The sequence below is a fragment of the Rhodanobacter sp. FW510-R10 genome, assembly GCF_058781105.1.
Map to the genome: position 1 here is coordinate 1202501 of NZ_JBYSWL010000001.1, position 25954 is coordinate 1228454.

Annotated in this window: 26 protein-coding genes; 1 reads left to right on the forward strand and 25 read right to left on the reverse strand. The window is 64.3% G+C overall.

Features of this window, described 5'->3' with window-relative positions:
* Positions 1 to 21: 21 nt before the first annotated feature.
* The 24 genes from AC3WJB_RS05020 to miaB all read right to left on the reverse strand — a co-directional run bounded on the left by AC3WJB_RS05020 (position 22) and on the right by miaB (position 22659).
* On the reverse strand, positions 22 to 432 hold the full coding sequence (locus AC3WJB_RS05020) for a GtrA family protein (RefSeq protein ID WP_492679318.1): 411 nt from the start codon (positions 430 to 432) through the stop codon (positions 22 to 24).
* Positions 433 to 436: 4 nt separating this feature from the next.
* On the reverse strand, positions 437 to 1117 hold the full coding sequence (locus AC3WJB_RS05025) for a MaoC/PaaZ C-terminal domain-containing protein (RefSeq protein WP_492679320.1): 681 nt from the start codon (positions 1115 to 1117) through the stop codon (positions 437 to 439).
* A 12-nt stretch (positions 1118 to 1129) separates the two neighbouring features.
* Entirely contained in the window at positions 1130 to 2110 is a 981-nt protein-coding gene (locus tag AC3WJB_RS05030) for a hypothetical protein (protein WP_492679322.1), read from the reverse strand.
* Positions 2107 to 2928: a WxcM-like domain-containing protein gene (locus AC3WJB_RS05035; RefSeq protein ID WP_492679324.1), complete on the reverse strand. Its 822-nt coding sequence runs from the start codon at positions 2926 to 2928 to the stop codon at positions 2107 to 2109. Before AC3WJB_RS05035 ends, AC3WJB_RS05030 begins: the two co-directional genes overlap by 4 nt.
* Positions 2909 to 3892 carry a glycosyltransferase family 2 protein gene (locus AC3WJB_RS05040; protein ID WP_492679326.1) on the reverse strand — a complete coding sequence of 328 codons (984 nt, stop codon included), beginning with the start codon at positions 3890 to 3892 and terminating at the stop codon, positions 2909 to 2911. The genes AC3WJB_RS05035 and AC3WJB_RS05040 overlap by 20 nt, the downstream gene beginning before the upstream one ends.
* Entirely contained in the window at positions 3877 to 4977 is a 1101-nt protein-coding gene (locus AC3WJB_RS05045; RefSeq protein ID WP_492679328.1) for a DegT/DnrJ/EryC1/StrS family aminotransferase, read from the reverse strand. The genes AC3WJB_RS05040 and AC3WJB_RS05045 overlap by 16 nt, the downstream gene beginning before the upstream one ends.
* Before the next feature lie 457 nt (positions 4978 to 5434).
* Positions 5435 to 7741: a hypothetical protein gene (locus tag AC3WJB_RS05050; protein ID WP_492679330.1), complete on the reverse strand. Its 2307-nt coding sequence runs from the start codon at positions 7739 to 7741 to the stop codon at positions 5435 to 5437.
* Positions 7742 to 7831: 90 nt separating this feature from the next.
* On the reverse strand, positions 7832 to 8104 hold the full coding sequence (locus AC3WJB_RS05055) for a DUF2442 domain-containing protein (protein ID WP_492679332.1): 273 nt from the start codon (positions 8102 to 8104) through the stop codon (positions 7832 to 7834).
* Complete coding sequence (locus AC3WJB_RS05060; protein ID WP_492679334.1) at positions 8085 to 8321, reverse strand: DUF4160 domain-containing protein; 237 nt, start codon at positions 8319 to 8321, stop codon at positions 8085 to 8087. Before AC3WJB_RS05060 ends, AC3WJB_RS05055 begins: the two co-directional genes overlap by 20 nt.
* Before the next feature lie 113 nt (positions 8322 to 8434).
* Positions 8435 to 10960 (reverse strand): tetratricopeptide repeat protein, encoded by a 2526-nt coding sequence (locus AC3WJB_RS05065; protein WP_492679336.1) that lies wholly within the window; start codon positions 10958 to 10960, stop codon positions 8435 to 8437.
* Positions 10961 to 11037: 77 nt separating this feature from the next.
* The gene (locus tag AC3WJB_RS05070) at positions 11038 to 11484 is read right to left on the reverse strand and encodes a pilin (protein ID WP_492679338.1); all 447 of its coding nucleotides are present in this window, start codon (positions 11482 to 11484) and stop codon (positions 11038 to 11040) included.
* A gap of 349 nt (positions 11485 to 11833) precedes the next feature.
* Positions 11834 to 12271 carry a pilin gene (locus tag AC3WJB_RS05075; protein ID WP_492679340.1) on the reverse strand — a complete coding sequence of 146 codons (438 nt, stop codon included), beginning with the start codon at positions 12269 to 12271 and terminating at the stop codon, positions 11834 to 11836.
* A gap of 815 nt (positions 12272 to 13086) precedes the next feature.
* Positions 13087 to 13317, reverse strand: a complete 231-nt coding sequence (locus AC3WJB_RS05080; protein ID WP_492679342.1) for a hypothetical protein — start codon at positions 13315 to 13317, stop codon at positions 13087 to 13089.
* Between the two features lie 50 nt (positions 13318 to 13367).
* Positions 13368 to 13766 (reverse strand): type II toxin-antitoxin system VapC family toxin, encoded by a 399-nt coding sequence (locus AC3WJB_RS05085; RefSeq protein ID WP_492679344.1) that lies wholly within the window; start codon positions 13764 to 13766, stop codon positions 13368 to 13370.
* Entirely contained in the window at positions 13763 to 14035 is a 273-nt protein-coding gene (locus AC3WJB_RS05090; protein ID WP_492679346.1) for an antitoxin, read from the reverse strand. Before AC3WJB_RS05090 ends, AC3WJB_RS05085 begins: the two co-directional genes overlap by 4 nt.
* 101 nt (positions 14036 to 14136) lie before the next feature.
* On the reverse strand, positions 14137 to 14424 hold the full coding sequence (locus tag AC3WJB_RS05095) for a helix-turn-helix domain-containing protein (RefSeq protein ID WP_492679348.1): 288 nt from the start codon (positions 14422 to 14424) through the stop codon (positions 14137 to 14139).
* Entirely contained in the window at positions 14421 to 14741 is a 321-nt protein-coding gene (locus AC3WJB_RS05100) for a type II toxin-antitoxin system RelE/ParE family toxin (protein ID WP_492679350.1), read from the reverse strand. Before AC3WJB_RS05100 ends, AC3WJB_RS05095 begins: the two co-directional genes overlap by 4 nt.
* 59 nt (positions 14742 to 14800) lie before the next feature.
* A complete protein-coding gene (locus tag AC3WJB_RS05105; RefSeq protein ID WP_492679352.1) occupies positions 14801 to 15817 on the reverse strand; it encodes a magnesium and cobalt transport protein CorA in 1017 nt (338 codons plus the stop codon).
* Between the two features lie 145 nt (positions 15818 to 15962).
* Entirely contained in the window at positions 15963 to 17288 is a 1326-nt protein-coding gene (locus AC3WJB_RS05110; protein WP_492679354.1) for a lipoprotein N-acyltransferase Lnb domain-containing protein, read from the reverse strand.
* A gap of 396 nt (positions 17289 to 17684) precedes the next feature.
* The gene (locus AC3WJB_RS05115; protein WP_492679356.1) at positions 17685 to 18017 is read right to left on the reverse strand and encodes a GIY-YIG nuclease family protein; all 333 of its coding nucleotides are present in this window, start codon (positions 18015 to 18017) and stop codon (positions 17685 to 17687) included.
* Positions 18018 to 18409: 392 nt separating this feature from the next.
* Positions 18410 to 19255, reverse strand: coding sequence for a CorC family transporter (locus AC3WJB_RS05120; RefSeq protein WP_492679358.1), 846 nt, complete (start codon positions 19253 to 19255; stop codon positions 18410 to 18412).
* A 71-nt stretch (positions 19256 to 19326) separates the two neighbouring features.
* Entirely contained in the window at positions 19327 to 19779 is a 453-nt protein-coding gene (ybeY, locus tag AC3WJB_RS05125; RefSeq protein ID WP_492679360.1) for an rRNA maturation RNase YbeY, read from the reverse strand.
* Positions 19780 to 20253: 474 nt separating this feature from the next.
* On the reverse strand, positions 20254 to 21246 hold the full coding sequence (locus AC3WJB_RS05130) for a PhoH family protein (protein WP_492679362.1): 993 nt from the start codon (positions 21244 to 21246) through the stop codon (positions 20254 to 20256).
* 51 nt (positions 21247 to 21297) lie between these two features.
* A complete protein-coding gene (gene miaB / locus AC3WJB_RS05135; RefSeq protein WP_492679364.1) occupies positions 21298 to 22659 on the reverse strand; it encodes a tRNA (N6-isopentenyl adenosine(37)-C2)-methylthiotransferase MiaB in 1362 nt (453 codons plus the stop codon).
* Positions 22660 to 23028: 369 nt separating this feature from the next.
* Here miaB and AC3WJB_RS05140 point away from each other — a divergent pair, with 369 nt between their 5' ends.
* Complete coding sequence (locus AC3WJB_RS05140; protein ID WP_492679366.1) at positions 23029 to 24135, forward strand: lytic transglycosylase domain-containing protein; 1107 nt, start codon at positions 23029 to 23031, stop codon at positions 24133 to 24135.
* A 374-nt stretch (positions 24136 to 24509) separates the two neighbouring features.
* Here AC3WJB_RS05140 and AC3WJB_RS05145 read toward each other — a convergent pair whose 3' ends face one another.
* Positions 24510 to 25679 (reverse strand): S1C family serine protease, encoded by a 1170-nt coding sequence (locus tag AC3WJB_RS05145; RefSeq protein WP_492679368.1) that lies wholly within the window; start codon positions 25677 to 25679, stop codon positions 24510 to 24512.
* Positions 25680 to 25954: the final 275 nt, after the last annotated feature.

Below are 25954 nucleotides of genomic sequence, written 5' to 3' on the forward strand. Positions count from 1 at the left end.
CATGCGGAAGGGCAGCGAGCTCTACGTCTGCGGCTTGTGCCTGTACCGCATCAAGCCGCGTGTCAGCAAGAAGTTGGCGGGAAGGACGACCACCGTGGCCAGCACCGGTGCTATGCGCGCATCAATACCCAGGTAGCGGATACAGAAGGCGACGGTACCCAGACCCATGAGGTAATTGAGCAACTGCACGAGTGGAAACGCAGCCAGCTTGCGCCATGACCAGGTGGCGCGAAAGACGAACCGCGTGTTGATGGTGAATCCGGTCAGGATGGCTGCGGCGTAGCTGACAGTGTAGGCGAAGGGATAGCTGAGCCATGGCAGCAGCAGCCAGTAGATGGCATACGACAGCAGGGTGTTGAAGCCGCCGCCGATCAGGAACCGCAGCGCTTCGGCGGAAATGTGCCTGTGCGACAGGACGCGTGCGAGCGACACGTGCCTAATGGGGAGCACGTTTCAAGACATCGGCATAGGCGATGCTGGCGTGGGTTCCCGCGGCGGAAAAGAGCTGCGCCAGGATGCGGTAGGTACCGCGTGCCGGGTCGTGGCGCGGCGTCGAAACCCTCACCGTGTACGGCTTGTCAGGATACATCGGTGCTAGATAGACGCAGGTGCTGCGCAGATAGATCGTGCCGGCGCCTGGGAACTCGGTACCGAGCAGGCGCGTGAACCACCCGTTGAACAGCATCCCGTGGGATATGCGGCCGGTGAATCCATGCTTGCGTGCGAACTCGTCATCGAAGTGCAGCGGATTGAGATCGCCGCTCTGTTCACCGTAGCGCTGCACGTCTTCGGTGCTTACCGAGAAATCGTGATGTTGAACCGGGAGCTTCGAAGCGGACAGGTGAGGGAGCAACAGGCATCGATGGAGGATGTGGGTCGACGCGACGGCTTGCAGCGAATCGTGCCCGGCAGTGGCCGTGGTGCTGTCGCCGCAGCATCCGGCGTCGGCCGGCTCCAGTGGAAAGCCAAGTCGCTCAACCTGCCGAAGTTGCTCGATGTCGTCGGCTTCGACCAATACCTCGTCGAGCCGTTCCGACAGGATGGTCGAAAGCAGCTCCCGCGATGTGCCTTGACTGAGATTCCAGCTTGCGGTGAGGAGTTTATTGCCGGCACCCATGTCGGTTCCTGGTCAAAGCAGCTTGCGGAATATGTGTTCACCCTTGCCGAATCCATATCCCAACTTCTCCCAACTGCGGAGAACGGCGTTGTTGGTGATCTGCGTGACAAGGAAGGAATGCTCGGCACCAATGCTGCGCAAATGTTCGTCCAGCTCGGAAATGATCTTCACGTACCAGCCCTTGTGACGAGGCGCTACCGCGCTAAGCACCGGCTGCGCGAGCTTGAGTCCCCATCCTTCCCAGTATTTGCGGTGGTATTTCGCAGTGCAGAACGCTTCGGGAGCATCGACGTCGGGAACAATCGTGGCATCCGCGAAACCGCCCACGATGGAAGCTTCCACCCAACGCTCCATTAACCGGTCGGCGCCTTCCTCCGATATGGCCGGGTCCGCGTGGAACCGGTCGAAGGGATTTACCATGATCTTTGCAGCCCGCGCCAGCGATGGGATGTCGGCAGATCCAGCAAGGCGGGTGGAATAGCGCTGCTGCGGGGCGGCTACGAGAGGCCGATGGTAATAACAGCGAGTCTCGATCAGGTCGAAACCGCAGGTGCTCAGGGTCCGTATGGTCGGCAGGTCGCTGGGGCTGACGGGACAAAAGACATAGTCGATCCCTCGAGTCCGCGCATGTTTCAACGCTGTATGAACGGCCTCGATATCGTGGCTCATATCCGAGCGCAAAGGCGTGTGCGTACCAGGTCGGATAACGGCGTTGAGACGTGCCATCCCTCGGCCGAAGAACTCGGAATCCCATGGCAGACGTTCCATCAACACCCAATGCTCGGTGCCGTCGTCATGTGTGAAAGAGAGGCGAAGATCGTCGGATTCGTCCAGAGTGCGCAGCCATTGATCGAGCATGATCTCATGATCGTATTTGGCGTTGAGCCCGCGGATGAATGCATGTGGCGCTGTAATGCCAGCGCCCGTAATCCCGGTGCGCAGGTCACGTTCAGAGTGGCTTTGCAGAAGTGGCGTGACGGCTTTAGTACTCATGGAGCCGCCCCTTGGAAGATCAGGTCCACAAATTCGCCGTAGCTTCGAATGTATTCGGCGGCATCGTAGAACTCGGAGGCGAATACCAGAAGGACAGCATCGTGCGAATACTTGTATTGGACACCCCACGTAAGGGGAGGCAGGTACAGGCCTATTGAGGGATCGTCCAGTTCGAATTCGCTCCTGACGTGGCCGTCATCAGCAACGACGCTGCAACTGCCGTGCACGCAAATCAGGAATTGTTGACAGGTGCGGTGAGCGTGCTCGCCGCGTACCTCCGCATTGGGAACATCGAACACCATGAAGTAGCGCTTTGCCTCAAAGGGCAGCGTGCGCCCGAATTCGCCGACGGTGAGGTTTCCTCGAAGATCGAGCACCTTGGGCAAACGATGAAGGGTTACACCTCGAACCAACGTGGTTGCAGTGCCAGGGACTTCCGGGCGCTGCGCACCAGGGATGTGTGCCGAGTCAACGCCGGTTGTCGTGTAGCCGGTGATCTGTGCCGGATTTCCGGATACCACGGCATGAGGTGGCACGTCCCGCATGACCACCGCGCCGGCTTGCACCAAGGCACCGCGCGCGATATGCACGGGTCCTGCGATGGTTGCAGAAGCCATGATGCGTGCGCCCGCTTCGATGACGATCTGTACACCGTCGGCGCCAGGGTCAAGGACGGCGCCGGGGCCGATGATGCAGTTGTCGCCTATCTTGCAGTTGCCATTGATGACCGCACCGGCGCTGATTTCGATATTTGTGCCGAGCACGGCCAGCGGAGAGATCCAGGCGCGCGCCGCGGGGTCAGGCTTTGGTTGTTTCACTAGAAGGTGCCGAATGAGGTTCGAATTCTTCGATGAGCATAGGGATGCTGAGGGGCCTGTGCTTGGTGTTCTCGTAGGCCCGCCAAGCATAGTTGCCGACCAGGCCAAGTCCAAGCGCGTTCAACCCGCCGAAGAACAACACGGCAAGCATGGTGCCTGCGTAGCCGGGTACCAGCACCAAGCCAAGTAGGCGACCGACAAGAACTGCCATGCCCAAAATGACAGAAAGGCTAATGCCGGCGATGCCACAGGCAAGTAGCAGCCGGATAGGTGCGTCGGTGAAGGCGAACACGCTGTCGAGCAGGTAGTTGAGCTTTTTGCGGAAGGTCCAGGCACTCTTGCCGTGGGCACGCTCTCGACGCGTGTATGGCACAAAAACCCTGCGGCCCCCCATCCAGAACAGCAGGCCAAGGAGGCTACCGTTCGCTTCGCTGAATGCAGCCACGCGGTCGAGGAACTGGCGGTTGACAGCGAACACATCCACGCCGCCCACCGGTACGTCCCGCTGCACAAAGCGCCGGTAGATCCGCCAAAAAGCGCCGGCCATCAATCGTGACAACCATGGGTCATGCCTGGCTTCGCGTACTCCAAATGCGATGTCGCCTTCGCCCTGATCCAGTCGTCGGAAGAATTCGAGTATGAGTTCCGGTGGTTCCTGCAAATCGGCGGCCATCACAGCTGCATAGCTTCCACGCGCGTGCAGGAGGCCTTCTCGGATGGCGGAAAACGCGCCGAAATTACGTGATAACAGGATCAACTTCGCCCGCAAGCCACTGGCTGGCAACTTGGTTTGCAGCTGCCAGTGGCAGTCGTCTGGGCTGCCGTCGACCACGAACAAGGTTTCGAGGCGATGGTCGAGCTGATCTTGAAGATGACGTACCGCTGCAAGTAATGCGTCGATCGATTCCGCGTTGCGGTACACGGGAATGACGAGGGAGTAGCGCGGATTCAAAAGCTGTTGCATGCCTGGATCACTCGGGTTACCTCGTCGTCAGTCAACTCGGGGAAGCATGGCAGCGTTAAGACGCTTTCGCATGCTGCTTCGGTAGCCGGCAGAGAGGCTGCAGCATACCGGTTGTCAAAAAGTGGTTGATGATGGTCGCCTACGGGATAATGCACATCGCTACCCACGCCTGCACCTGTCAGGTGGTGTTGGAGAGCGGCTCGATCCGAAGCTTCGATAACGTAGAGGTGGGCAACGTATTCCTCGCCGCTGTGTGGAGGAACCCGAATACGATCGTTGCGGATTTCCCGTGAGTAACGGTTGGCGATGTCCCGCCGGCGTGCGTTCCAGTTGTCCAGGTGCGGCAGCATGATGCGCAGGAACGCCGCTTGCAGTTCGTCCAGACGGCTGTTGCGCCCGCCCGGCAATTCGTTGCGGTATTTGGCCGTCCATCCATATTGGCGCAGCTTGCGCATGGTGTCGGCGACCTGCGGATCGCTGGTGACGACGGCGCCGCCATCGCCGATGGCGCCAAGGTTCTTCGTCGGATAGAAGCTGAAGCTGGCGGCCTTGCCGAAACTGCCCGCACGCCGGCCGGAGTTGTCACGCGCGCCATGGGCTTGTGCGCAATCCTCGAACACAGCGATGCCGTGCTTGTCGGCCAGTGCCAGGATCGCATCCATGTCGGCCAGCCTGCCGTAGAGGTGGGTGACGATGACGGCATCGATGGGGCCGGCGGCGATCGAGGCCTCGAGGGAGGCAGGGGAGAGTGTGTGGGTCGCCGGATCGATATCCACGAAGACGGGGTCGGCGCCACAGGCGAGCACGGCGGTGGTGCCATACATGGCGGCATTGGCGACCAAGGCAACGCGTTTGCCTTGGGTGATGCCAATGCTGCGTAGGCCCAACTCCAGCGCCTCGGTGCCGTTGGCCACCCCTACGCAGTCAGAAACGTCGCAGTACGCGGCGAATTCCTTTTCGAATGCTTTCACGCTGGGGCCAAGCACGTAGTAGCCGCTGGCGATGATTGTGGCGCTGGCGCGATTCAGCTCTTCGGCGAGGGGCCCAATGTGGCGGCTGAGCGCGTTGACGGGGATGACTTGCATGGACTTCCCTGAAATAGGTGGGCGTGGATTCTTGCCTCCGCGGACGGCGAATCAGGGCCTGACCGCAGTCTTAATCGCGGACCTTTCGCCATGCACCCGATGACGCTTGGGTTGTCATGTCGACGCGTATTCTAGTCCGTCGTCGTCCCCGTATTGCCTGCATTGCTGCGTCGGATGCCGTAGTCAGTGACTGCACTTGGCGAATAGGCAATTCTAAGGCGCCAACTTTGGCGTCTGCCCCCATGTGTCGACGCTGTTGTCCAATTGGTACCGGCGGATGCGAGCGCCTGCATTGATATCCGCCCCATGCTATGAGCGAGGATGTCGTCGACTTGGCCGTTCTCGGTCTCGAACGCAACTTCGTCGAGATGTACGCGCAGCATTGGACGCAACACTTCCGGTCGCGCCCAGGATGCGCCAGTTGCTGTTTGGTCGGGGCTTTCACTCACCGCAAGGTTTACCGCTGCTCGATCAGCTTGCGCAGCTCATCCAGGCTGCCGTTGAGGCGGCCGCCGATGTTCAGCGTGGTGAGGCGTTGCAGGGCCTGGCGCGCGTCCTCGATCTGTCCTTCCACCACCAGCATGCGGATCAAGGTGATTTGATAAGCCGGCTCGTCGGGACTGGTCTTGACGGCGTCCTCGGTCATGCGCAGGCCCAGCGCGTGGTCATCCAGCACGTTCCAGGCGTAGTCGCCATAGGTCGCCAGCAGTCGCGCCCCGGGGTGCGGATGCGAGAGCGCGGCCATGAAGGCATACATCATGCGCGCCTTGGGCAGGTCGCAGCCGCCGTCGCGCGCGCACTGGGTGAGTGCACTGAGCGAGCTTTCGTCCTGCACGCCCGGCGGGTGCGCCTTGAGCTTGGCAATCATGCTGTCCCACCAGGCGTCCTTGAGCGGCAGGTGCATGCGCGCGTTCATGAAGATCAGCGCCTGCTCGGGAAGGATCGAGGAGTCCGGCAGCCTGGCGGAGCGTTCGAGCGGCGCGTAGGCCAGGCGCGTGAACGGCGAAGCCGGGTCGTAGTGCGAGTAGATGATGTAGGTGCGGCCAAGCTCGTACTGCGCGCGTGGCGAGTCGGGTGCGCGCTGGGCCAGGTCCTCGGCCAGCAGCAGCGGGCTGCTCCAGGCATAGGCCGTCACCCCGGTGAGCGCGGTCCAGAACAGGAGCAGTCCGCCAAGCAGCACGTAGCGCGGCAGCGCCATGGGCAGCGCATGCGCATCGGTGTCAGCGGGAGTCTGGACGTCCGGGTCGAGGTACGCAGCCGTGTCGACCGTGACCTGCGGTCCAGCCGCAGCGGCGGCAACCGGAACGTGCGAAGCCTCCACCGGTGCAGCAGGCGCCTCCGCTGCCAACGCATCACTTTGGTCCCTGACCAGTGCGGACAAGGACCAGCCGCGCGGCGGCGGCGCGGCCAGCAACGGCACGATCGCCAGCAGCAGTCCATAGCTGGCGAAATAGTTGCGATGCTCGTAGATCAGCTCCAGCGGCAGGATCGTGCCGGTGAGCAGCTGGCAGCCGAGGAACAGCGCGATGCCCAGCGCCAGCAGCGGCTGGCGCTTGCGCACCCACACGGCAAACGCCACCAGCGCCGCGAGCACGAGCATGCACGCGAGCGTGGTCCAGGGCGAGAGGACGCTGGTCGAGACATTGAAGTCGTCGTGATAGAAGGAAAGCGCGTGCGGCGTCGGCAACAGCGTCCACCCGATGTAGTCGACGACGATGCGCGCTTCGCTCAGCAGCCGCGTGCCCAGGGTGAAATCGCGCGTGGCCCAGGCGCTGGCGCGCAGCAGGCTGGGCAGCAGCCAGGCCAGGCCGACGATGATCGGCAACACCAGCACCACGGTGAACAAGGCGATGAGCCGGCGGTCGATGCCGGTCGGCGTGGTGCTTGTGGTGGTCGCGCCCACGCGCGGTGGCACGCCGGCAGGCCGGCGGAAGCGGAACAGCGCCCACTCGATCAGCACCGCATACAAGGGCAGCATCACCGCCGTTTCCTTGGCCAGCACGCCGAGGGCGGTGGGCAGGATGATGCTCACGACACATCCGATGAAGCCGTTGCGGCTGCGCTGGGAGACCGCTGGTGACCGGCGGGACTGCCCTGTGGACAGGTCATCCCCGGCGGGGGTTGCCGGCTCGCTGCCGACAGGCGATGACGGCTCGGCTCCGCTGCCGATGGCCGTCACCGGCGCCAGCATATGGCGCCGGCTGGCGACATAGCCGATCAGGCCCACCAGCACGAACGCGTTGGCCATGCTCTCCATGCGCTGCACCACGTACAGCACGCCGGTGAGGTTGATCGGCAGCAGCATCCACGCCCCGGCCACCAGCGCCGCGACGATGCCCATGCGCCGCGTGGCGCCCGCTGTCGGGGCCGGCGTCCAAGCATCGGTTCCTGGGAAAGAACGAAGGTCAGCGCTGCGCAACAGCAGCCGGGTGAGGAAGAACACCAGCAGGCCGTTGAACAGGTGGATGAGCAGGTTGGTCAGCTTCATCCAGTAGGGGTCGAGTCCGGTGGCCAGGTAGTTGGCGGCGAAGCTCAGCGAGGCCAGCGGACGCTTGAACTCGCTCGATGGCGAGGACAGCGCGGCGCGGGCCAGGGACGGCACGCTGGCGTCGCGAATCTGCACGCCGTGGTTGTCGACGATGTTGGGGTAGTCGTCGAACAGGAAGCCGCCGTACAGCCCCGGCCAGTACACCGCCGTCGTGGCGGCAAACGCCGCCAACAACACACATAGCGGCCATAACGAACGCAGGGAGAATGGGCGCATCAGGGGACCGTGTTTGCGTCAGGGATCAAAGGCCGGAACTCAGCCGTTGGCAGCCCGCGTGGCGGGATGACGGTCGGCCGCGGCGAACTGTCAGGCCCGTACACCCCGATACTCGACAGAGGCTCTACCTTCCAGAACGCCCACCACTGAAACATCCTCGTCGACGGCTGGCCAATGAATGCCCTCGCCTTCACCGAGCAGCTCGAACGTGGCAAGTTGTTCGGGCGTGGCGCTGGCAAGGCGCGGAAACCAAGCCAGTGGAACCGACAGAACGCGCCCATCATTTAGTGAGACCACGAGCTCATCGCTTGTGCAGTGAACGTCTATTGCGTGGGGAACGACCCTATACGCCAAAGAACTCATTCCAGGCCTCCACGAACGTTGCTTGATGTGCTGAAACCAAGCCTACCAGCTTCTTCAGTTCACTGGCCGCGAAGCCGCTGCTGCGTGCCAAGGCCACAGGTTCCAACCGGAACTTGGCCAGCATGCGCTCTCGCTGTACATGGATATGACAAGGCTCGCCATGCTCGTTCGCGTAGAAGAAGAAACGGTAACTGCCGATCCGTAGCACGGTTGGCACGAGCTGCCTCCAATCAAACATGGCCTAACGCACAGTATTGGACTTAGGGAAGCTCTGAACAATTCGCTCTTGATCGTCATTCCCGCGAAAGCGGGAATCCAGTGTCTTTGATTTCAACAGCGTAACCTCACTGGATCCCCGCTTTCGCGGGGATGACGGCAATTATTCAGACCTTCCTTGGCGCTGGCCGCGTCGAGTTCGAGCTGGTGGCGCAGGTGGGCGAGCTCGTGTGGCCAGTAGTCCTGACGCGTCAGCACCCAGGCGTGTACCCGCGGCATGCCGAAGCCGGGCTTGGCGGCGGTGTTCCGGTGCGCCTGCGTGTAGTGATCGAGCAGCTGTAGGCCCTGCGTCGGATAGCCAGCGGCGCCGAGCGTGGCTGCGCCCTGCAACGCCATCGCGGCCCGTACGTCAAGGTCCAACGCACGGCTGAAATCGGCCACGGCGGCATCGGGCTGGTGCTGCAGCAAGGCCAGTTGTCCCCGCGCATACCAGAGATCCTGGCGCCGGCCGGCGCCGGCGAGCCTGGGGTTGTCCATGCCGACATCGAGCCAGCCGCCCATGTCGGTCAGGGCCAGCCCGCGGCAGTGCCCGGCTGCCACCTCGGGCAGCTTGCGCGCGAACCAGGTCGTCAGCAGCGTGCCGGGGTTGGCCGTGGTGCGCATGGCCTCGCGCGTCAAGGCAATGTCGGCGGGAGTCACCCCGCCCAGCGCGCAGCGCGCATCGATCCAGTTGAACGCCAATTGCGCCTGCGCCGGTTGGGCAGCCAGCAGCGGCTGCAGGCGGCGCAGCGCGGCTTGGGGCTGGCCAGCCTGGATTTCAATTTGGGCTGCGTTGGCCTGCGCGCGCGGCGACTGCGGGTTGATCTGCGCCCACAGCATGGATTGCGCCTGCGGGTCGCCCCACAGCTCGGCCCGCGCATAGGTCATCACGGCAAGACCCAGCGGCAGCACGAGCATCAAGGCGAGCTTGAGCCGCGGGAGCTGGCGCCCATCGCCCAGTCCTTGTCCTTGAGCTTGTCTGCCCCGGATCCCTGGCCGTGGCTGGCGCGCGTCGGCCAGTCCTTGTCCTTGGGCTTGTCTGTCTCGAATCCCTGGCGGTGGCTGGCGCGTGTCCGCCAGCCACAGCGCCAGCGTCCAGAACATCAGCAGCGCCGGCACGTAGTTGCGGTGCTCGAAATACAGCTCCAGCGGCAGCGAGCTGGATTCGATCAGTTGGCCGGCAAAATAAAACAACACCACGAGCGCCAACGCCGGAAAGCGGTGGCGCAGCCACCACGCGCCGGCAATCAGCGCCAGCACGCCGAGCAGCGCCGGCAGTGTCGTTGCCGGCTGCCACAGCGAGGTCGAGGCGACGAACTGGTCGTTGAACAGGCCATGCGAGAACGGCCGCGGCAGCCACAGCAGGCCGAGGTAATCCCACAGCACCCGCGGCTCGGTCAGCAGTCGCTGGCCGATGGTCCAGGTGCGCACGCCCATCTCGCCGCTTACGATGCCGCGCACCCCGACCCAGACGAGGTGCGCGACGATTGTGGCACTCGGGATAACCGCCAGCACCCACATGGCAACGCGGTACACGCGCCCCGTCGTCATTCCCGCAGAAGCTGGAACCCCCTCCGTCGTCATTCCCGCGAAAGCGGGAATCTCCCCCGTTGTCATTCCCGCGGTAGCGGGAATCCCCTCCGTCGTCACTCCCGCGGTAGCGGGAATCTCCCCCGGCGTCATTCCCGCGGAAGCGGGAATCCAGGGCTTTTGCCCTTCGGCCGGTTCCGACAAGAGCACTGGATTCCCGCTTTCGCGGGAATGACGACGGAGAGGGGTGCCCAGGCTCTCCTCCGCTAGAGCCGCGCGAAACGGCCTGCGCGTCAGCACCGTAGCCTCGATCGCCAGCGCATACAGCGGCAGCAGGGCGCCATTGGCCTTGGCCAGCACCGCGAGCGCGGTGCCGCCGCCCAGGCCAACGCAGACCCAGGCCAGGCCGCTGCGCAGCCGCCCTTCGCGCAGCCGCTCGCGTCCATGCAGCCAGGCCAGCAGGCCTAGCAGGATGAACGTGGCCGGCAGCATGGCCTCGCGCTGCACGATGTACAGCGTGGTGGACACCAGCAGCGGGTGCAGCAACCACAGGGCCGCGCCAAGCAAGGCCGCCAGGTCGATGCGCCAGGCCAGTTCCGCATCGCCCGCAACCGCGGCCACGGCGCCGTGAGGCAAGGCAGGCACCGTCCCTGGATCCGCCCCGCGGCTTGTCGTGTCCCCTACCCCAGGGGTCGGCCCGCGCCCGCGAATGCTATCGGTGTACAGCGCGCGGCCCAGCCGTGCCAGCAGCAGCGCGAGCAGCGCACCGTTCGCCAGGTGCAGGATCAGGCTGGTGCGCTTGAACGGGAAGGGATCGGCCGGCCAGTCGTGCGCGTCGAGCAAAAAGGTCAGCAGCGTCAGCGGCCGCCCGAATGGGTCGTTGGTGCCAGAGGTGATGTAGCGCCAGAACGCGGGCCAGTTGTCGATCGGCCCGCTGCTGCCCAGCGCCGGCAGGTTGGCGAAGTCGTCGAACAGGAAGCCGCCGTGCAGGCCTGGCCAGTAGGCGGCGAGGGCAAGCGCCACGCATGCGCAGGCAGCCGTGGCTAGGATGGCGATGGAACGCTGGCGCATGGCTCAGCCTATCCGGAAAAAAGAAGGGCCGCGCAAGGCGGCCCTTCGATTGCGTGTTGAACGCGACGTTTGCTGATTTATGGGTTACGGCAAGAGGTAGGCAGATACTTTTGCGCAACGGTGCTGCCGGTGCACGTCCACACGATACTTCCCCCGTTTGCCACTACCGGGGACAGGACGAACGCCTTCCCATTAATTGCAGTATTAGCTTTCTGAGAACCGCTATCGGCGAACTCAGCGGTAATTTTGCCGGAAGCGACAGTCACAGTCTTCACGTAGCTTCCAGCGATGCTTGCTGCCGGCGCCAAGCCGGCTGACTGGTTATTCAGTGGTGGATGTCCGCGGTTGCTATAGAACTCCGCAACTGCCGTCTTCGCACCATCCGACAGCGTAGCGCCTTCAGAGACCTGCGCGCGCACCACGTAGTCCTGATACGCCGGAATGGCGATCGCGGCCAGGATCGCAATGATCGCAACCACGATCATCAGTTCGATCAAGGTAAAGCCCTTTTGCATGTTCTTCATGGGATGAATCCTCTGTGGTAGTTACTTACCTTGTTGATGTCCGTGAGCCCCGACCCCGGCGTCCCCTGATGGGCTGGTCCGCACATTCATGGTCAGTGACGACCAAGAAGCTCAAGATGGTGAAAGCATGTCGCATGCCACCCTGAATGCCAGGGACGCTCCTGCTGCCTGCGGCTGCCTGCATTGTGAGCAGGATCACGTGGGATGACAACACCTTGTGGCGGCGACGACCCTGGGGTGACGGCTCGAGCGCAAGTAGGCGCACAGGCCGTGACGGCCGGCGTCATAAAATGACGCTATGCGGCCACGAACATCTGCGCGTAGCGTCCGCGGCCCCGCATGGCCGCACTTATTTCCGGCAAGCCGACGGGAGGTACTTGCCGTCCAGGGTGCTGGGAGTACAGGTCCAGGAAATGCTGCCTTCGTGGCTGGTCGGCGACAATACCAACGTGTCTGCGTTGATCTGCGTGTTCGCCTTGGGTCCTTGGAAGGCCACGGTGATCTTGCCGCCGGTGACGTTGACGCTGGATGCGTAACTGCCTGAGATAGACGCGGCGTCGGGCAGGCCGGCGGATTCGTTGCTTGGCGGCAACCGGCCCGTGTTGCTGAAGAAATCCCAGACCGCCGCCTTCGCGCCGCTGCTCAGGCTCATGCCCTCACTGACCTGGGCACGGACGACGTAGTCCTGGTAGGCCGGGATGGCGATCGCCGCGAGGATCGCGATGATCGCCACCACGATCATCAGTTCGATCAAGGTGAAGCCGGCTTGTACTTGCTGGCGCGTCATGCCGCCGTCCCCGTGGTGAGCTGCCCAGCTCAAGCAGGTTCTGTACCAAACCCGTCACAAGTTGCCCACGGGCGGCTATTCTTGTGACGCATGCATCATTTGGATGGGAACTGAGTAAGGGAAGCTCTGAACAACTCGCTCTTGATCGTCATCCCCGCTTTCGCGCACTGCTGTCCGGAACGTTTTCGGAACCGCCCTTTGCCTCATCTACGGTATCGCGCCAGAACGCCGAAACCCTACCTGGCGTCATTCCCGCGAAAGCGGGAGGTGCTCTTACAACAGACGAATGCCTGGTCATCCAGTGCTTCGGCCCTTACGGGCACCTAAGGAAGCTCTGAACAATTCGCCCTTGATCGTCATTCCCGCTTTCGCGCACTGCTGTCCGGAACGTTTTCGGAACAGCTTTTGCTTCATCTACGGTATCGCACAAGGCGCCGAAACACCGCCTGGCGTCATTCCCGCGAAAGCGGGAATCCAGTGCTCTGGCTCTTGCGGGTCACCAGAAGCACTGGATCCCCGCTTGACCAGCCTTCGGCTGTTGAAGAGCGCCTCGCGGGGATGACGGCGGATTGGAACGTCGGGGCAAAGGAGAGGGGTAAGCCACGAAGGGGTAAGTCCCCATTTTTGAGTCCAGGTTGCGCGTGACAGTCATCCAGCCGTGCGTCGCAACGCTTTCGGTGCTCACGCACGAATTTATTCCGGACAGCAGTGCGCTTTCACGGGGATGACGGCAATTATTCAGACCTTCCTAAGGTCTTTAGCCTTGCAACACCAACGGAAGTTAATCGGTACTCTTCATCGCCTGCCACGCCACATCATGACTCCGGCCGATTACTGAGCCCCTGGGAAACTCTGGTTTTGATCGTCATCCCGGAATCGCGCAGCGATATCCGGGATCCAGTGCCTTTGTTTTTGGCGCTTGATCTCGACGGCGCCCGGTTCCCGCAGCGGCGCGGGCAGGCCGCGTCGAATTCGCGCATCGTCACCTTGCCGATGACGCTCGCCTTGTGGAGCGCAGCCAGATCGCCACGCAGCGATTCAATCATCTTGCCTGCATCGCATCTCCACCGCATTCACTCATTTACCGGATGGCAGGTCAGAGCCAGTTTTCCACTTTGAGGCCACGGACCCTTTTGAACTCGCGGGCGTTGTCGGTCACCAAGGTCAGGCCCGACGTGACGGCGTGTGCGGCAATCAGCAGGTCGTTCTGGCCGATGGGCTGGCCGGCGGCCTCGAGTGCGGCGCGAATATCGCCGTACGCGGCATCGACCGGGACGTCCAGCGGCAGCACCGGGATGGTTTGCAGCACGGCTTCCACCCTGGCTTGCAGCTTGGCCGAAGCTTTTTTTGCGCAGCCGTAACGCAGCTCGGCCGCGACGATGATGCTGGTGAAGATGCTTTTTGGCCCGAGCTTATCGATGTGCCTGGCAACTTTGCCGCGCGGGTTGCGAATGGCGTCGCTGATGATGTTCGTGTCCAGCAGATACCCATTCAAAAGACGTCCTCCGGTCGCGCCGGCGCGTCATCGATGGCCGGGAGCTGGTCTTCCGGCCCCAGGGGGGCTTCCTGCTGCCACTCGGCCAGCAGCTCCACGATGTTGGTGGGTCCGGCCACGGGCTCGATGACGAGCCTGCCGCCTTCGCGGTGGATCAACACACTGTCACCGGGCAGCTCGAACTCGACGGGGATACGCACCGCCTGGCTGCGGTTGTTGCGAAACAGCTTCGCCAACCTGGTTTTTTGCAGTGTCGATCGGGCTGGCATGATGGCGTCCTCCCTTGGCATATGCCACATTGTATATGCCGACATGGATGACGACAACCCATGCTTAATCGGCTTGGAGCGCGAGCCACTCGCCAGCTGAATCACGCCGCCAGTTTCAGTTGCGGGCGCAAGCCGGCACGTGCGGCAAGCCGCACCAACAGGTCGAGACTGAAGTTGTCGATTTTGCCACGCGCAATGTTGGAGACACGCGATTGGGTGATGCCGAGCTTCTTGGCAGCCTCGGCCTGAATCCCGGCCTCGCTGACCCACGCTTGCAGCCCACGTAGAAGCTCCGCACGCATGCTCAGTTCGGTCGCCTCGTCAGCATCGAACAGATCGAAGAACACGCCGCGCGGGTCGCCGCGTTCCGTTTGCTTTTTGCGGGTCATGATGGTCTCGTTTGCTTGAATCGCTGTTGTGCCAGCCGGATATCCGGCAGATCGGTCTTCTGCGTCTTCTTCTGAAAAGCATGCAAGACATAGAGCGCGTCGGCGGCGATCACCACGTAGAGCACGCGGAACGCGCCCGCCCGGTCTCGAATGCGGATCTCCCGCGTGCCTGCGCCTACTGTTGGCATGGGCTTCCAGTCGTCCGGCGTGAGGCCGTGCTGCACCTTGCTTAGTTGATAGCCGGCGTTGCGTCGCGCCGATGCCGGGAACGCCATCAGGTCTTGTTTGCTGGTGCCGACCCAGACGACGCGTTGCATGGCTCAATTATGCACGTCGTGCCATAACATGCAATATCTCGCATATTTACCATTTCACCCTACAGCCACTTGGCGCGCTTGAGGCCGATGTAGATGCTGCCGACCACGCACAGCACGACGCCGATGATCACCGGGTAGGCCCAGGGTTGCCCAAGCTCGGGCATGTGGCTGAAGTTCATGCCGTACCAACTGGTGAGCAAGGTGGGCGCAGCCAGCATGGCGGCCCAGCCGGCGAGCTTCTTCATCACTTCGTTCTGGCCGAACGTGACCAGGGAGAGGTTGACGTTGATCGCGGCGGTGAGCATTTCGCGCATCGCGTTGATGGACTCGTTGGCGCGGAAGATGTGGTCGTAGATGTCGCGGAAATACACGCGCAGTTCGTCGGGGATGAGCTCCGGGTGCAGGCGCACGAGCTGGTTGATGATGTCCTGCAGCGGCGCCACGCCGAGGCGCAGGGTCATCAGGTCGCGCTGCATGTCGTACAGCCGGCGCACCGTGCTGCGCTTGAACGTCTCGGCAAAGATGTCCTGTTCCAGCAACTGCAGCTCCTCGCGGAAGTCGCGCACGATGGGCAGCAGGTTGTCGACGATGAAGTCGAGCACGCCGTACAGCGCGTAACTCGGCCCCAGCGCCATGAGGGCCGGGGACTGCTCGCAGGTACGTCGCGCGGTCGCGTACGACAGCGAGGCGCCGTGGCGGATGGTGATCAGGTAGCGGTCGCTGAAGAAGATGTGGGTTTCGCCGAATGCCAGCTCGCCGTTGACCAGCTGCGCGGTCTGCACCACCAGGAACAGCGAGTCGCCGTAGCTCTCGATCTTGGTGCGCTCGTGGGCGTTGTGCGCGTCCTCGATGGACAGGTCGTGCAGGTCGAATTCTTCCTGCAGCTTGAGCAGCAGCGCCTCGTCCGGCTCGTGCAGGCCGAGCCAGACGAAGGTGTCCGGCCGGGCCAGCACGTCGCTGATCGCGTCCATGCCGAGGTCGCCGATGCGCGTGCCGTCCGCGTTATAGGCAACGCAGTTGACGATCATCGGCTGGTCCTGGCCTGCCGGCAGTGCGGGCTGCTTGGTCGCGTTCATGCCTGCATGATGCCGCTGAAATGGGGTCAGGGGGAAATGAGCACGTGAAATGGTGTCAGGGACATTTTCCGACCGCCGGTCCGCTATGTTTTAGGTATCGCCAATCGGAAAATGTCCCTGACACCATTTCAAACCTGACCCCATTTCAGCGGCGGCGGCGCATGGTCCAGGACAGCGCAATCCACACCGGCAGCGCGAACAGCAGCCAAGGCTGGTTTTGTTGCACCGTGGTGGGCAGCACGTGCAGCAGCGCGGCACCGAGGATGGCCAGCAGCTGCAGGCTGATCACGCCATCCATGAATCGCGACGGGCGCATGCCGTGCCGCGTGCGCCACAGGCTGGGCAGCAACAGCCAGGCCAGGGGATTGAAGAGCAGCAGATTGGCGTTGGCCCAGGCGGCGTGGTGGGTGGTGAGGAACCACAGCGTCAGCAAGATGACGCCCACCAGCCCGGCGGCCAGCAGGTAGAGCGAGCCCAGGAAGAGATAGCCGGGTTGCCAGTAGCGCGCGGCCAGGACCAGCAGCAGGGCGAGCACCAGGCCGGCCAAGGCCAGCGGCAGGCGCAGGTCCGGGGCGTGTTCCGGCGGCAGCGGCAACCGGTTCGACGCCAGTACCTGTTCGCTCGCCACCAGCGGCTGGCGCAGGCCGTCAGTGCCCGCCACCTGCACGTGGCGCAGCGCGAGCTCCAGTTCGGCGGGCAGGAAGCTCTCGCGCCAGTCGTTGAGTGGCTGGTCGGCATACGCGCTGAGCCCGAGATCCAGCGCCAGCATCAAGGCGGGCTGCGCGCTCATCAGGCGCACGGTCTGCTCGCGATAGGTCTGGCCTCCGCCGCGGGTGCGCAATTGCGCACGCAGCACGCCGCCAAGCGCATGGTCCAGGGCATCGCGCACGCGCGTGGTGCAGTTGTCCACGTAGTAGTCGTAGGGATAGACGGCGTTTTGCGGCTGCACGTTCCACAGCAGGAAATCGCGCAACGCGGCGGCCTGCTCCGCGCCGAGGGCGAGGCGCTGCCGGGTGATCGAGCGGCCCTGGGCGCGATAGTCGTCGGCTTCGCGGACGGTGTCGTCGGCGCCCATCATGTAGCGCATGCGACCGCGGGCGAAATTGAGGAAGAAGTCCTTCTGGTTGAAGTCGAACAGGCCGTAGTTGAAGTTGAGCGCCTCGCCCGATGCCGTGTCGCGCACCTCGATGGCGTCGTGGCCAAAGCGCTCCCAGTACACCTCCCCCGGTCCATAGGTGACCAGCGCGACCTCGAGATTTGCGCCCGGCGCATTGGCCACGCCAGCCCGTGCCGGCAGCAGCGCCGAACACACCGCCAGCACGACCAGCAACGCCCACTGGGCGATCCATGGAGCACGAAAGTGCTGAGCTGGGGGGAGATGGCCGCCATCGAACGGGGGGCCAACGCGCGCCGACAGCGTGCACTCGCACTGGTTGATCGGGCAGGAGGTGTGTTGAAACTCATGGATCATGACGCAAAGCTACTGGATGACCAGACATTCGTCTGTTGAAAAGCGCCTCCCGCTTTCGCGGGAATGACGAGGAGGGAAGGTGGCGAGGATGACAAAGGTCTGGCGGGAATGACGAGGAGCCGCGGCAGGAACTAAGAAGGTCTGGCGGGAATGACGAGGAGCTGCGGCAGGAACGAAGAAGGTCTGGCGGGAATGACGAGGAGCCGCGGCAGGAACGAAGAAGGTCTGGCGGGAATGACGAGGAGCCGCGGCAGGAACGAAGAAGGTCTGGTGGGAATTGACGAGGAGCCGCGGCAGGAACGAAGAAGGTCGTCGCAAGCGGCCGTAGTCCGGGCCTCTCAACGGCGTCACCCCTCAACGGCGTCATTCCCGCGAAAGCGGGAATCCAGTGCTTTTTCATTCGGGACGCCCCACGTCTTCGGCGGATGGCGCGTCTGTGACCTCCGGCCAGAGATCGCGCCACTCGGGATTGGCCGACTCGATCAGTTGGAGTTTCCATGCGCGGTTCCACTTCTTCAACGTCTTTTCGCGGGCGATGGCATGTTCCATGGTGGCATGTAATTCATACCAGACGAGCATCTTGACGTCGTACTTTTTGGTGAACCCGTCAACGGCGCCTTCCCTGTGTTGCCAGGCGCGCTGAATCAGGTCGGAAGTCACGCCAATGTACAAGGTGCCATTGCGGCGGCTGGCCATGATGTAGGTGGCGGGGTGGAGCTCACGTTTCATGGGGCTACTGGATGACCAGACATTCGTCTGTTGAAAAGCGCCTCCCGCTTTCGCGGGAATGACGCAAAGGGAAGGCCATGGCCAGGGCAAACAAGCAATGGAGTCCTCGAAAGCCGGAACCCGCACCGGCATCATTCCCGCGAACTTGCTCTCATCATTCCCGCGAACTTCCCCCGTCATTCCCGACAGCCCCCTCGTCATCCCTGAACTTCCCCTTCGTCATTCCCGCGAAAGCGGGAATCCAGTGCTTTTCAACAGCAAACGCCGGTCATCCAGTGCTTTTCCGCTTGCGGCGTGGGAATGGTGCCCGCAGTGGGGTCGCAGATGGCGCTGGAGTGGCGGAGGGACTGGGGCGACGCGGGCGTCGTGGCTCACGTCGCTGCGGCACCGGACTACAGCTCGGGCTGGCGGCTGACGCGGAACTGCTGCACGCGACGATCGTTGGCGGCGGTCACCTTGAACAGGTAGGCGCCGAGCGTGGTCGTCTCGCCGACTTCGGGCAGGTGGCCGAGCTCGGAGGTGATCAGGCCGCCGACTGTGTCGTACTCGTCATCCGGCAGTTCGGCCTGGATCCGTTCGTTGAAGTCGTCGATCGGGGTGAGCGCGCTCACCAGCCAGTCGCCGTCGGGCTGCTCGTGCATCAGCACCGGTTCGGCCTCGTCGTGCTCGTCGTCGATCTCGCCGACGATTTCCTCCAGCACGTCCTCGATCGTGACCAGGCCGTCGACGCCGCCGTACTCGTCCATCACCAGCGCCATGTGGTTGCGCGTCAGGCGGAACTCGGCAAGCAGCACGTTCAGGCGCATTGATTCGGGGATCAGCACGGCCGGGCGCAGGATGCCGCGGATGTCGAACTTTTCCGCGCTGCCAAAGAACTTCAGCAGGTCCTTGGCCAGCAGGATGCCGAGGATGTCCTCCTTGTCCTCGCCGTGTACCGGAAACCGCGAGTGGCCGGATTCGACCACGGCGGCCACGATCTCGGCCAGGCTCCAGTCGGCGGACAGCATCACGATCTGGGTGCGCGGGATCATGACGTCGTCCACGCGCAGCTCGGTGAACTCGATGGCACCCTCGATCATCGCCAGCGTGTCGGCGGAGAGCAGGCCGTTGCTTTGTGCTGCGCGCAACTCCGCGAGGAGTTCGGGACGGTTGCGGGGTTCGCCGGAAAACATGTGGCCCAGTCGGTCCCACCACGTGCGGTGCGCCGGGCCGTTGGTACTGCCAGGGTCTTCGTTCATTTAGAGCTTGGAAACTACCCAGGTTGCGGGTGGTTGCTGGAGTTTAGCGGAAAAACCGTGATGGATCAGGCTCAGGCGTAGGGGTCGGCAATGCCCAGGCGGGCGAGGATGCGGGTTTCCAGCGCCTCCATCACTTCGGCTTCGCGGTCCACGAGATGGTCGTAGCCAAGCAGGTGCAGGACGCCATGGACGGTCAGGTGGGCCCAGTGGTCGCGGGCGCGCTTGCCTTGTTCGCCGGCCTCGCGTGCGACCACCGGGGCACAGATGGCAAGGTCGCCAAGCAGCGCCCAGCGCACGCCCGGCGGCGGTTCGGCCGGGAAGGACAGGACGTTGGTGGCATAGCCGCGGCCGCGGAAGGCGTGGTTCAGCTCGGCGCCCTCGGCGAGGTCGACGATGCGGATCGAGAGCTCGGCCGGCTGGCGCCGACGCGCGCCGCGCAGTGCCGCCTCGGCCCAGCGGCGGAAGCTGCCCGGCGCCGGCACGCCGGCACGGCCGGTCCCATAGCGGACCGCAAGCTCAAGCATGGGTATGGACGTCCCGATGAATCCCGGACCCCGGCTCGTCATTCCCGCGCCCTCTCTCTCGTCATTCCGCAACCCTCCCACCCGTCATTCCGCAACCCTCCCACCCGTCGTTGCGCGACCCTCCCACCCGTCATTCGCGCAAGCCTTCCGCCCGTCATTCCCGCGAAAGCGGGAGCCTATCGCACTCCCTACCTCGTCATTCCCGCGAAAGCGGGAATCCAGTGCTTTCCGCTTTATGGACCCCGCCGGATCCGGGGGCAAGAGCCTGGATTCCCGCTTTCGCGGGAATGACGAGTGGGAGGGTCGCGGAATGACGAGGTGAGGAGTGCGGTGGATTCCCGCTTTCGCGGGAATGACGAGTGGGAGGGTTGCGGAATGACGAGGTGAGGAGTGCGGTGGATTCCCGCTTTCGCGGGAATGACGGGGTAGGAAGTACGGCGGACTTCCGTTGCCGCGGGACTGGCGGAAGGCCGGTCAATGCCGGTCCTGCTCGGCGTCGTGCTGCTGCTCGTAGGCTTCGTAGGCGCGCACGATCTTCGCCACCAGCGGATGGCGTACGACGTCGGCCGAGGTGAAGAAGGTGATGCTGATGTCGTCCACGCCGCGCAACACTTCGATGGCCTGGCGCAGGCCGGAGCGCGTGTTGCGCGGCAGGTCGACCTGGGTGACGTCGCCGGTGATCACCGCGAGGGAGCCGAAGCCGATGCGGGTCAGGAACATCTTCATCTGTTCGACCGTGGTGTTTTGCGCCTCGTCGAGGATCACGTAGGAATCGTTGAGCGTGCGTCCGCGCATGTAGGCGAGCGGGGCGATCTCGATGACGTTGCGCTCCATCAGGCGCGAAACCTTTTCGAAGCCCAGCATCTCGTACAGCGCGTCGTACAGTGGGCGCAGGTAGGGGTCGACTTTTTGCGAGAGGTCGCCGGGCAGGAAGCCAAGCTTTTCGCCGGCCTCGACCGCCGGGCGCACCAACAATACGCGCTGCACGCGGTTGCTCTCGAGCGCTTCCACGGCGCTGGCCACGGCGAGATAGGTCTTGCCGGTGCCGGCTGGCCCGACGCCGAAGTTGATGTCGTGCCTGGCGATCGCATGCAGGTAGCGTTCCTGGTTCGGGCCACGTGCGCGGATCGTGCCGCGCTTGACCCGGATGGCCACTTCCTGGACAGCCTCGGCGTCTTCCGCCTGCAGCGCGTCCACGCCGGATTCGACCAGGTGCAGGTTGACCTGCGCCCCGCTCAGCACCTCGTCGGCGGTCGCGTCGTAGAGCTGGCGCAGCACCCGCTCCGCAGTGCGCGCGCGGCTCTCGTCACCGATGATCTGGAACAGATGGCCGCGATGGCTGATCTCCACACCCGTGCGCAGTTCGACCTGGCGCAGGTGTTCGCCAAACGGGCCGCACAGGTTGGCCAGCCGCTCGTTGTCCTGCGGATCGAGCGCGAAGCTGCGCCGGTTGAGGGCTGGCGTCATGGAAGTGGAAATGGGGTCAGGTACATTTTTCGATGGGGGATGCCGGAGAAATCATCGAACGGGATCGAAAAATGTACCTGACCCCATTTCCGTTTCCACGCGGCCGCGCAGCGAGTTGGCCATGGCGTCGGTGATCAGTACGTCGACGAACTGGCCGATCAGGTCCCGCTGGCCGGCGAAGTTGACGAAGCGCATGTTTTCCGTGCGCCCGGTCAGCTCCTCGGGATTGCGCGTGCTGGGTTTTTCCACCAGCACGCGCTGCACGCTCCCGACCATGGCGGCGTTGATGCGCGTGGCATTGGCGTTGATCGCCGCCTGCAGGCGGTGCAGGCGCTCGCGCTTGACCTCCGGCGGCGTCGGATCGGCGAGCTTGGCCGCCGGCGTGCCTGGGCGCGCGGAGAAGATGAAGGAGAAGCTCTGGTCGAAGCCCACCGAGTCGACGAGCTGCAGCGACTTCTCGAAGTCCTCTTCGGTCTCCGTCGGGAAGCCGACGATGAAGTCGGTGGAGATGCAGATGCCCGGGCGCACCGCGCGCAGCTTGCGGATCTTGCGCTTGTATTCGAGCGCCGTGTAGCCGCGCTTCATTGCCGCCAGCACGCGGTCCGAGCCGGACTGCACCGGCAGGTGCAGGAAGTTCGCCAGTTGCGGCACGTTGGCGTAGGCCTCGATCAGCGAGTCGGAAAAATCCAGCGGATGCGAGGTGGTGAAGCGGATGCGGCCGATGCCCTCGATCTGCGCCAGCGCATGGATCAGGACGGCCAGGTCGGCCGTGCCGCCGTCGAACATGGGGCCGCGATAGGCGTTGACGTTCTGGCCGAGCAGGTTCACCTCGCGCACGCCTTGCGCGGCTAGGCTTGCCACTTCCACCAGCACGTCGTCGAAGGGACGGCTGAGCTCCTCGCCGCGGGTGTAGGGCACCACGCAGTAGCTGCAGTATTTCGAACAGCCTTCCATGATCGAGACGAAGGCCGTGGGTCCCTCCGCGCGGGGCTCGGGCAGGCAATCGAACTTCTCGATCTGCGGGAAGCTGACGTCGACCTGCGGCTTGCCGGTCGCGCGTCGGCGCTCCAGGAGCTGCGGCAGGCGGTGCAAGGTTTGCGGCCCGAACACCAGGTCCACGTACGGCGCGCGCTTGAGGATTTCCGCCCCTTCCTGCGAAGCCACGCAGCCGGCCACACCGATCAGCACGGGCTTGTCGCCGTGCTTCAGCTCCTTCCAGCGGCCGAGCTGGCTGAACACCTTCTCCTGGGCCTTTTCGCGGATGGCGCAGGTGTTGATCAGGATGACGTCCGCCTCGGACTCGTCCTGGGTCAGCTCCATGCCTTCGGCCGCCTCGAGCACGGCCGCCATCTTGGCCGAGTCGTACTCGTTCATCTGGCAGCCGTGGGTCTTGATGAACAGCTTGTCGCTCATGAGGCAGGTACCGCGGTTTCTGCATCCGGGAGACTTCCCAGTCTACCTGCGCCCGCCCGCCCCGGCCACGTCTCGAATTGGCGGGCAGCCTCCTCTGAATTCTCGGCGCAGTCGCAGTCTTGGCTCCCTCTTCCCCGACGATGAAGCCGTCAGAGGCGAGGGAGCAGGCCGCGCGCAGCCTTGGCTGGATTCCCGGCGTAGTCGCGCTTGCGCCTTCTCCCCTGGCGTTGCCGGGGAGAGAGGGCGTTCCGCACCAAGTGCACCGCACTTGGCGGGTGGCGCGCATGGCGGCACACTGCGCACATGGCCGGGGCGAGAGACCAGCAGGGGAGCATTGACGCGGGCAGGGGATGGCGCCTGGGGACGATCGTGGGCGCGATCGCACTGGGCTGCGCGCTGCTGTTTGCCCCGCCGCTGCTGCCATCCGCACAAGCCGGCAGCCTGTACCGTTGCATCGGCGCGGCTGGCGAGACGGCCTACAGCACGAGCACGGCCGGGTACCGCCAGTGTCGGAAGCTGAGCGGCTTCGACGTGTCGGCGCCCTCCCGGCGCGGGCCGACGCCTTTGCGCCGGACCAGCCTGACGCTCGCCACCGGGGCCGTGACGACCACCGCGCGCAGCCTCGAGGCCGACGGCGCGCTGCCGGTCGCGCTCGGCCGGGTGCGGGGCGGCGTGCAATCCGATGCCCGCACGCTGGGATCGGTGCAGGTCGAGCGCGCGTCCCTGGTGAATGCGGCCGGCACGGCGACGTTGTCGGGTCACGCCAAACCCGTGCCGGGCGCGGTACCTGCGGCCATCGGGACGTCCACACCTGCGGCCCGGCTCACCGCGGGCGTTGGCCCGACCACGGCCGACACGCTGCGGCGCGGCGCGGTGTACCGCATCGCGCGTGCCGATGGCAGCGTCGAATACACGAACGTGCGGCCGCCGGGCGGTCGCGCCGGTCACGTGGTCACGATGTTGTTCACTTATATAGCCACCTGCGCGGCTTGCGACCTGCATTCGCCGATCCAGTGGAATCGGGTGCCGCTCAACCTCACCGCTTATGGCCCGGTGATCCACGCCGCCAGCAGCGCCTACGGGGTGGACGAGGCGCTGCTGCGCGCGGTGATCCATGCCGAGAGCGCGTTCAATCCGCGCGCGCTGTCGATCAAGGGGGCGCAGGGGCTGATGCAGCTGATGCCGGGGACGGCACGCGACCTCGGCGTGCTGGATGCGTTCGACAGCGAGCAGAACATTCGCGGCGGCGCCCGCTACCTGGGCCTGCTGTTGCAGGACTTCTCCGGCGACGAGCAGCTTGCGGCCGCCGCCTACAACGCCGGTCCCGCGGCAGTGCAGCGCTACGGTGGGGTGCCGCCGTATGCCGAGACACGGGTCTACGTGCAACGCGTGGCCACGCTGCGCAAGCGCTACGCGGCGGCGATCCAGCCGACGCTCACCGCGCGTGCGGCGGCCGGGATGATGTCGCGCCTGTAAACTGGCCTGAACGACTGCCGCCATGGTCGAGACACCGCCCGTCGTCATTCCCGCGAAAGCGCACTGCTGTCCGGAACGTTTTTGGGCCGCCTTGGGCTCATCTGCAGCATCGCGCCAGCACGCCGAAACCCTACCTGGCGTCATTCCCGCGAAAGCGGGAATCCAGTGCTTTGGCCTTCGCAGACACCCAAAAGCACTGGATCCCCGCTTGCGCGGGGATGACGATGGAGGTTCGAGGTTCTGGGTAAGGTCGAGGCACGAATTTATTCCGGACAGCAGTGCGCTTGCGCGGGGATGACGGCGGAATGTAACGCCGTGGGCAAGGTAGAGGGGTGAGCCGGTGTATAGAGCGCACCGCGCGGACCTTCCCTGGCTCAATCCTGGTGGTTTGGACTGCGCAATGGCGGGCGCTTGACCACGCGCACCGTGACATGGAACGCGGTGCCGTTGCGCAGGCCGGACACCTCGACCTCGCTGCCTGGCGTGAGCGCAGCTTCCCGGCGACGCAGGTCGGCCGGGCCCACGATGTCCTGGTTGCCGATGCGCAGGATGATGTCGCGGACCTGCAGCCCGGCCTGGGCTGCCGGGCTGGCCGGGTAGATGTCGGTGATCTGCGCGCCGCGCGCGGCCGCGGGCAGGCCGCTGTTGGCCGGCAACGGCACGAACGCATAGTCGGCGCCGATCCAGCCGCGTACGACCTGGCCGGTGGTGATGATCTGGTCCAGCACCTTGGTGGCGACGCCGACCGGGATGGCAAAGCCGATGCCCTCGGCGCCGGCGGCCTTGCCGATCAGCAGGGTGTTGATGCCGACCAGCTCGCCGGACGTGTTGACCAGCGCGCCGCCGGAGTTGCCGAGGTTGATGGCGGCGTCGGTCTGGATGAAGTCCTCCGCGCTGGCCGCGTTCAATTGCCGGCCGACCGCGCTGACGATGCCCATGGTCACGGTCTGGTTGAGCCCGAGCGGATTGCCGATCGCGAGCACCACATCGCCGGGGCGCAGGACGGACTGGTCGGCGAGATGGATGGCCGGCAGGTTGCTGGCGTCGATCTTGAGTACGGCCAGGTCGGTCTCCTCGTCGGCACCGACCAGGGTCGCCTGGGCAATGCGCCCGTCGTACAGCAGCACCTGGATGTCCGCTGCGCGGGTGATGACGTGATTGTTCGTCAGCACGTAGTCGTGGTCCCGTGCATGCACGATGACGCCCGAGCCCAGGGTCTGCTCGCGGTGCTGGTAGATCGTCGGCGCGCCGCCAAACAACCGTTGCAGCACCGGGTCGTCGTACATGCGTACGGCCTGCTCGGTGACGATCTTGTTGGCGTAGATGTTCACCACCGAGGGTGCGGCGCGTGCCACCGCGTCGGCATATGACACGGGCCCGCGATCCGGCGCCACCACGGGCGCCTCTGCCCGCGGCTGCAGGCCGAGGCGCGCGCGCAGCAACGTGCCGCTGCGCGGCCAGAACCAGGCGATCACGAACGCGATGAGCAAACCCAGCACGACAAAGCGGACGATGAAGGCAAGCGTGCCGGTGACAAATTTCATCGAGGCAGAGCCTTGGGTTCGGGTGAGTCGCCCCGCGCGACTGGCTGCGTCACGCCGAGTCGTGATGGGTTGCGCCGCGCGGCTCCTGCCCCCTCGGCTGCCAAGTATTGGGCCGTTCCCGGCAGCCTTGCACGGGTGTGGAAACGAGCGGGTAAAGACATCCTGATCGCGTGATTCGTCGCTGGACTTTATTGTACGGAGTCAGCCCTGACGCTACACTAACGCGATTTTATGGGGCCCGGACCTATGTGGCATCCCAAGCAACGGAGAGCCTG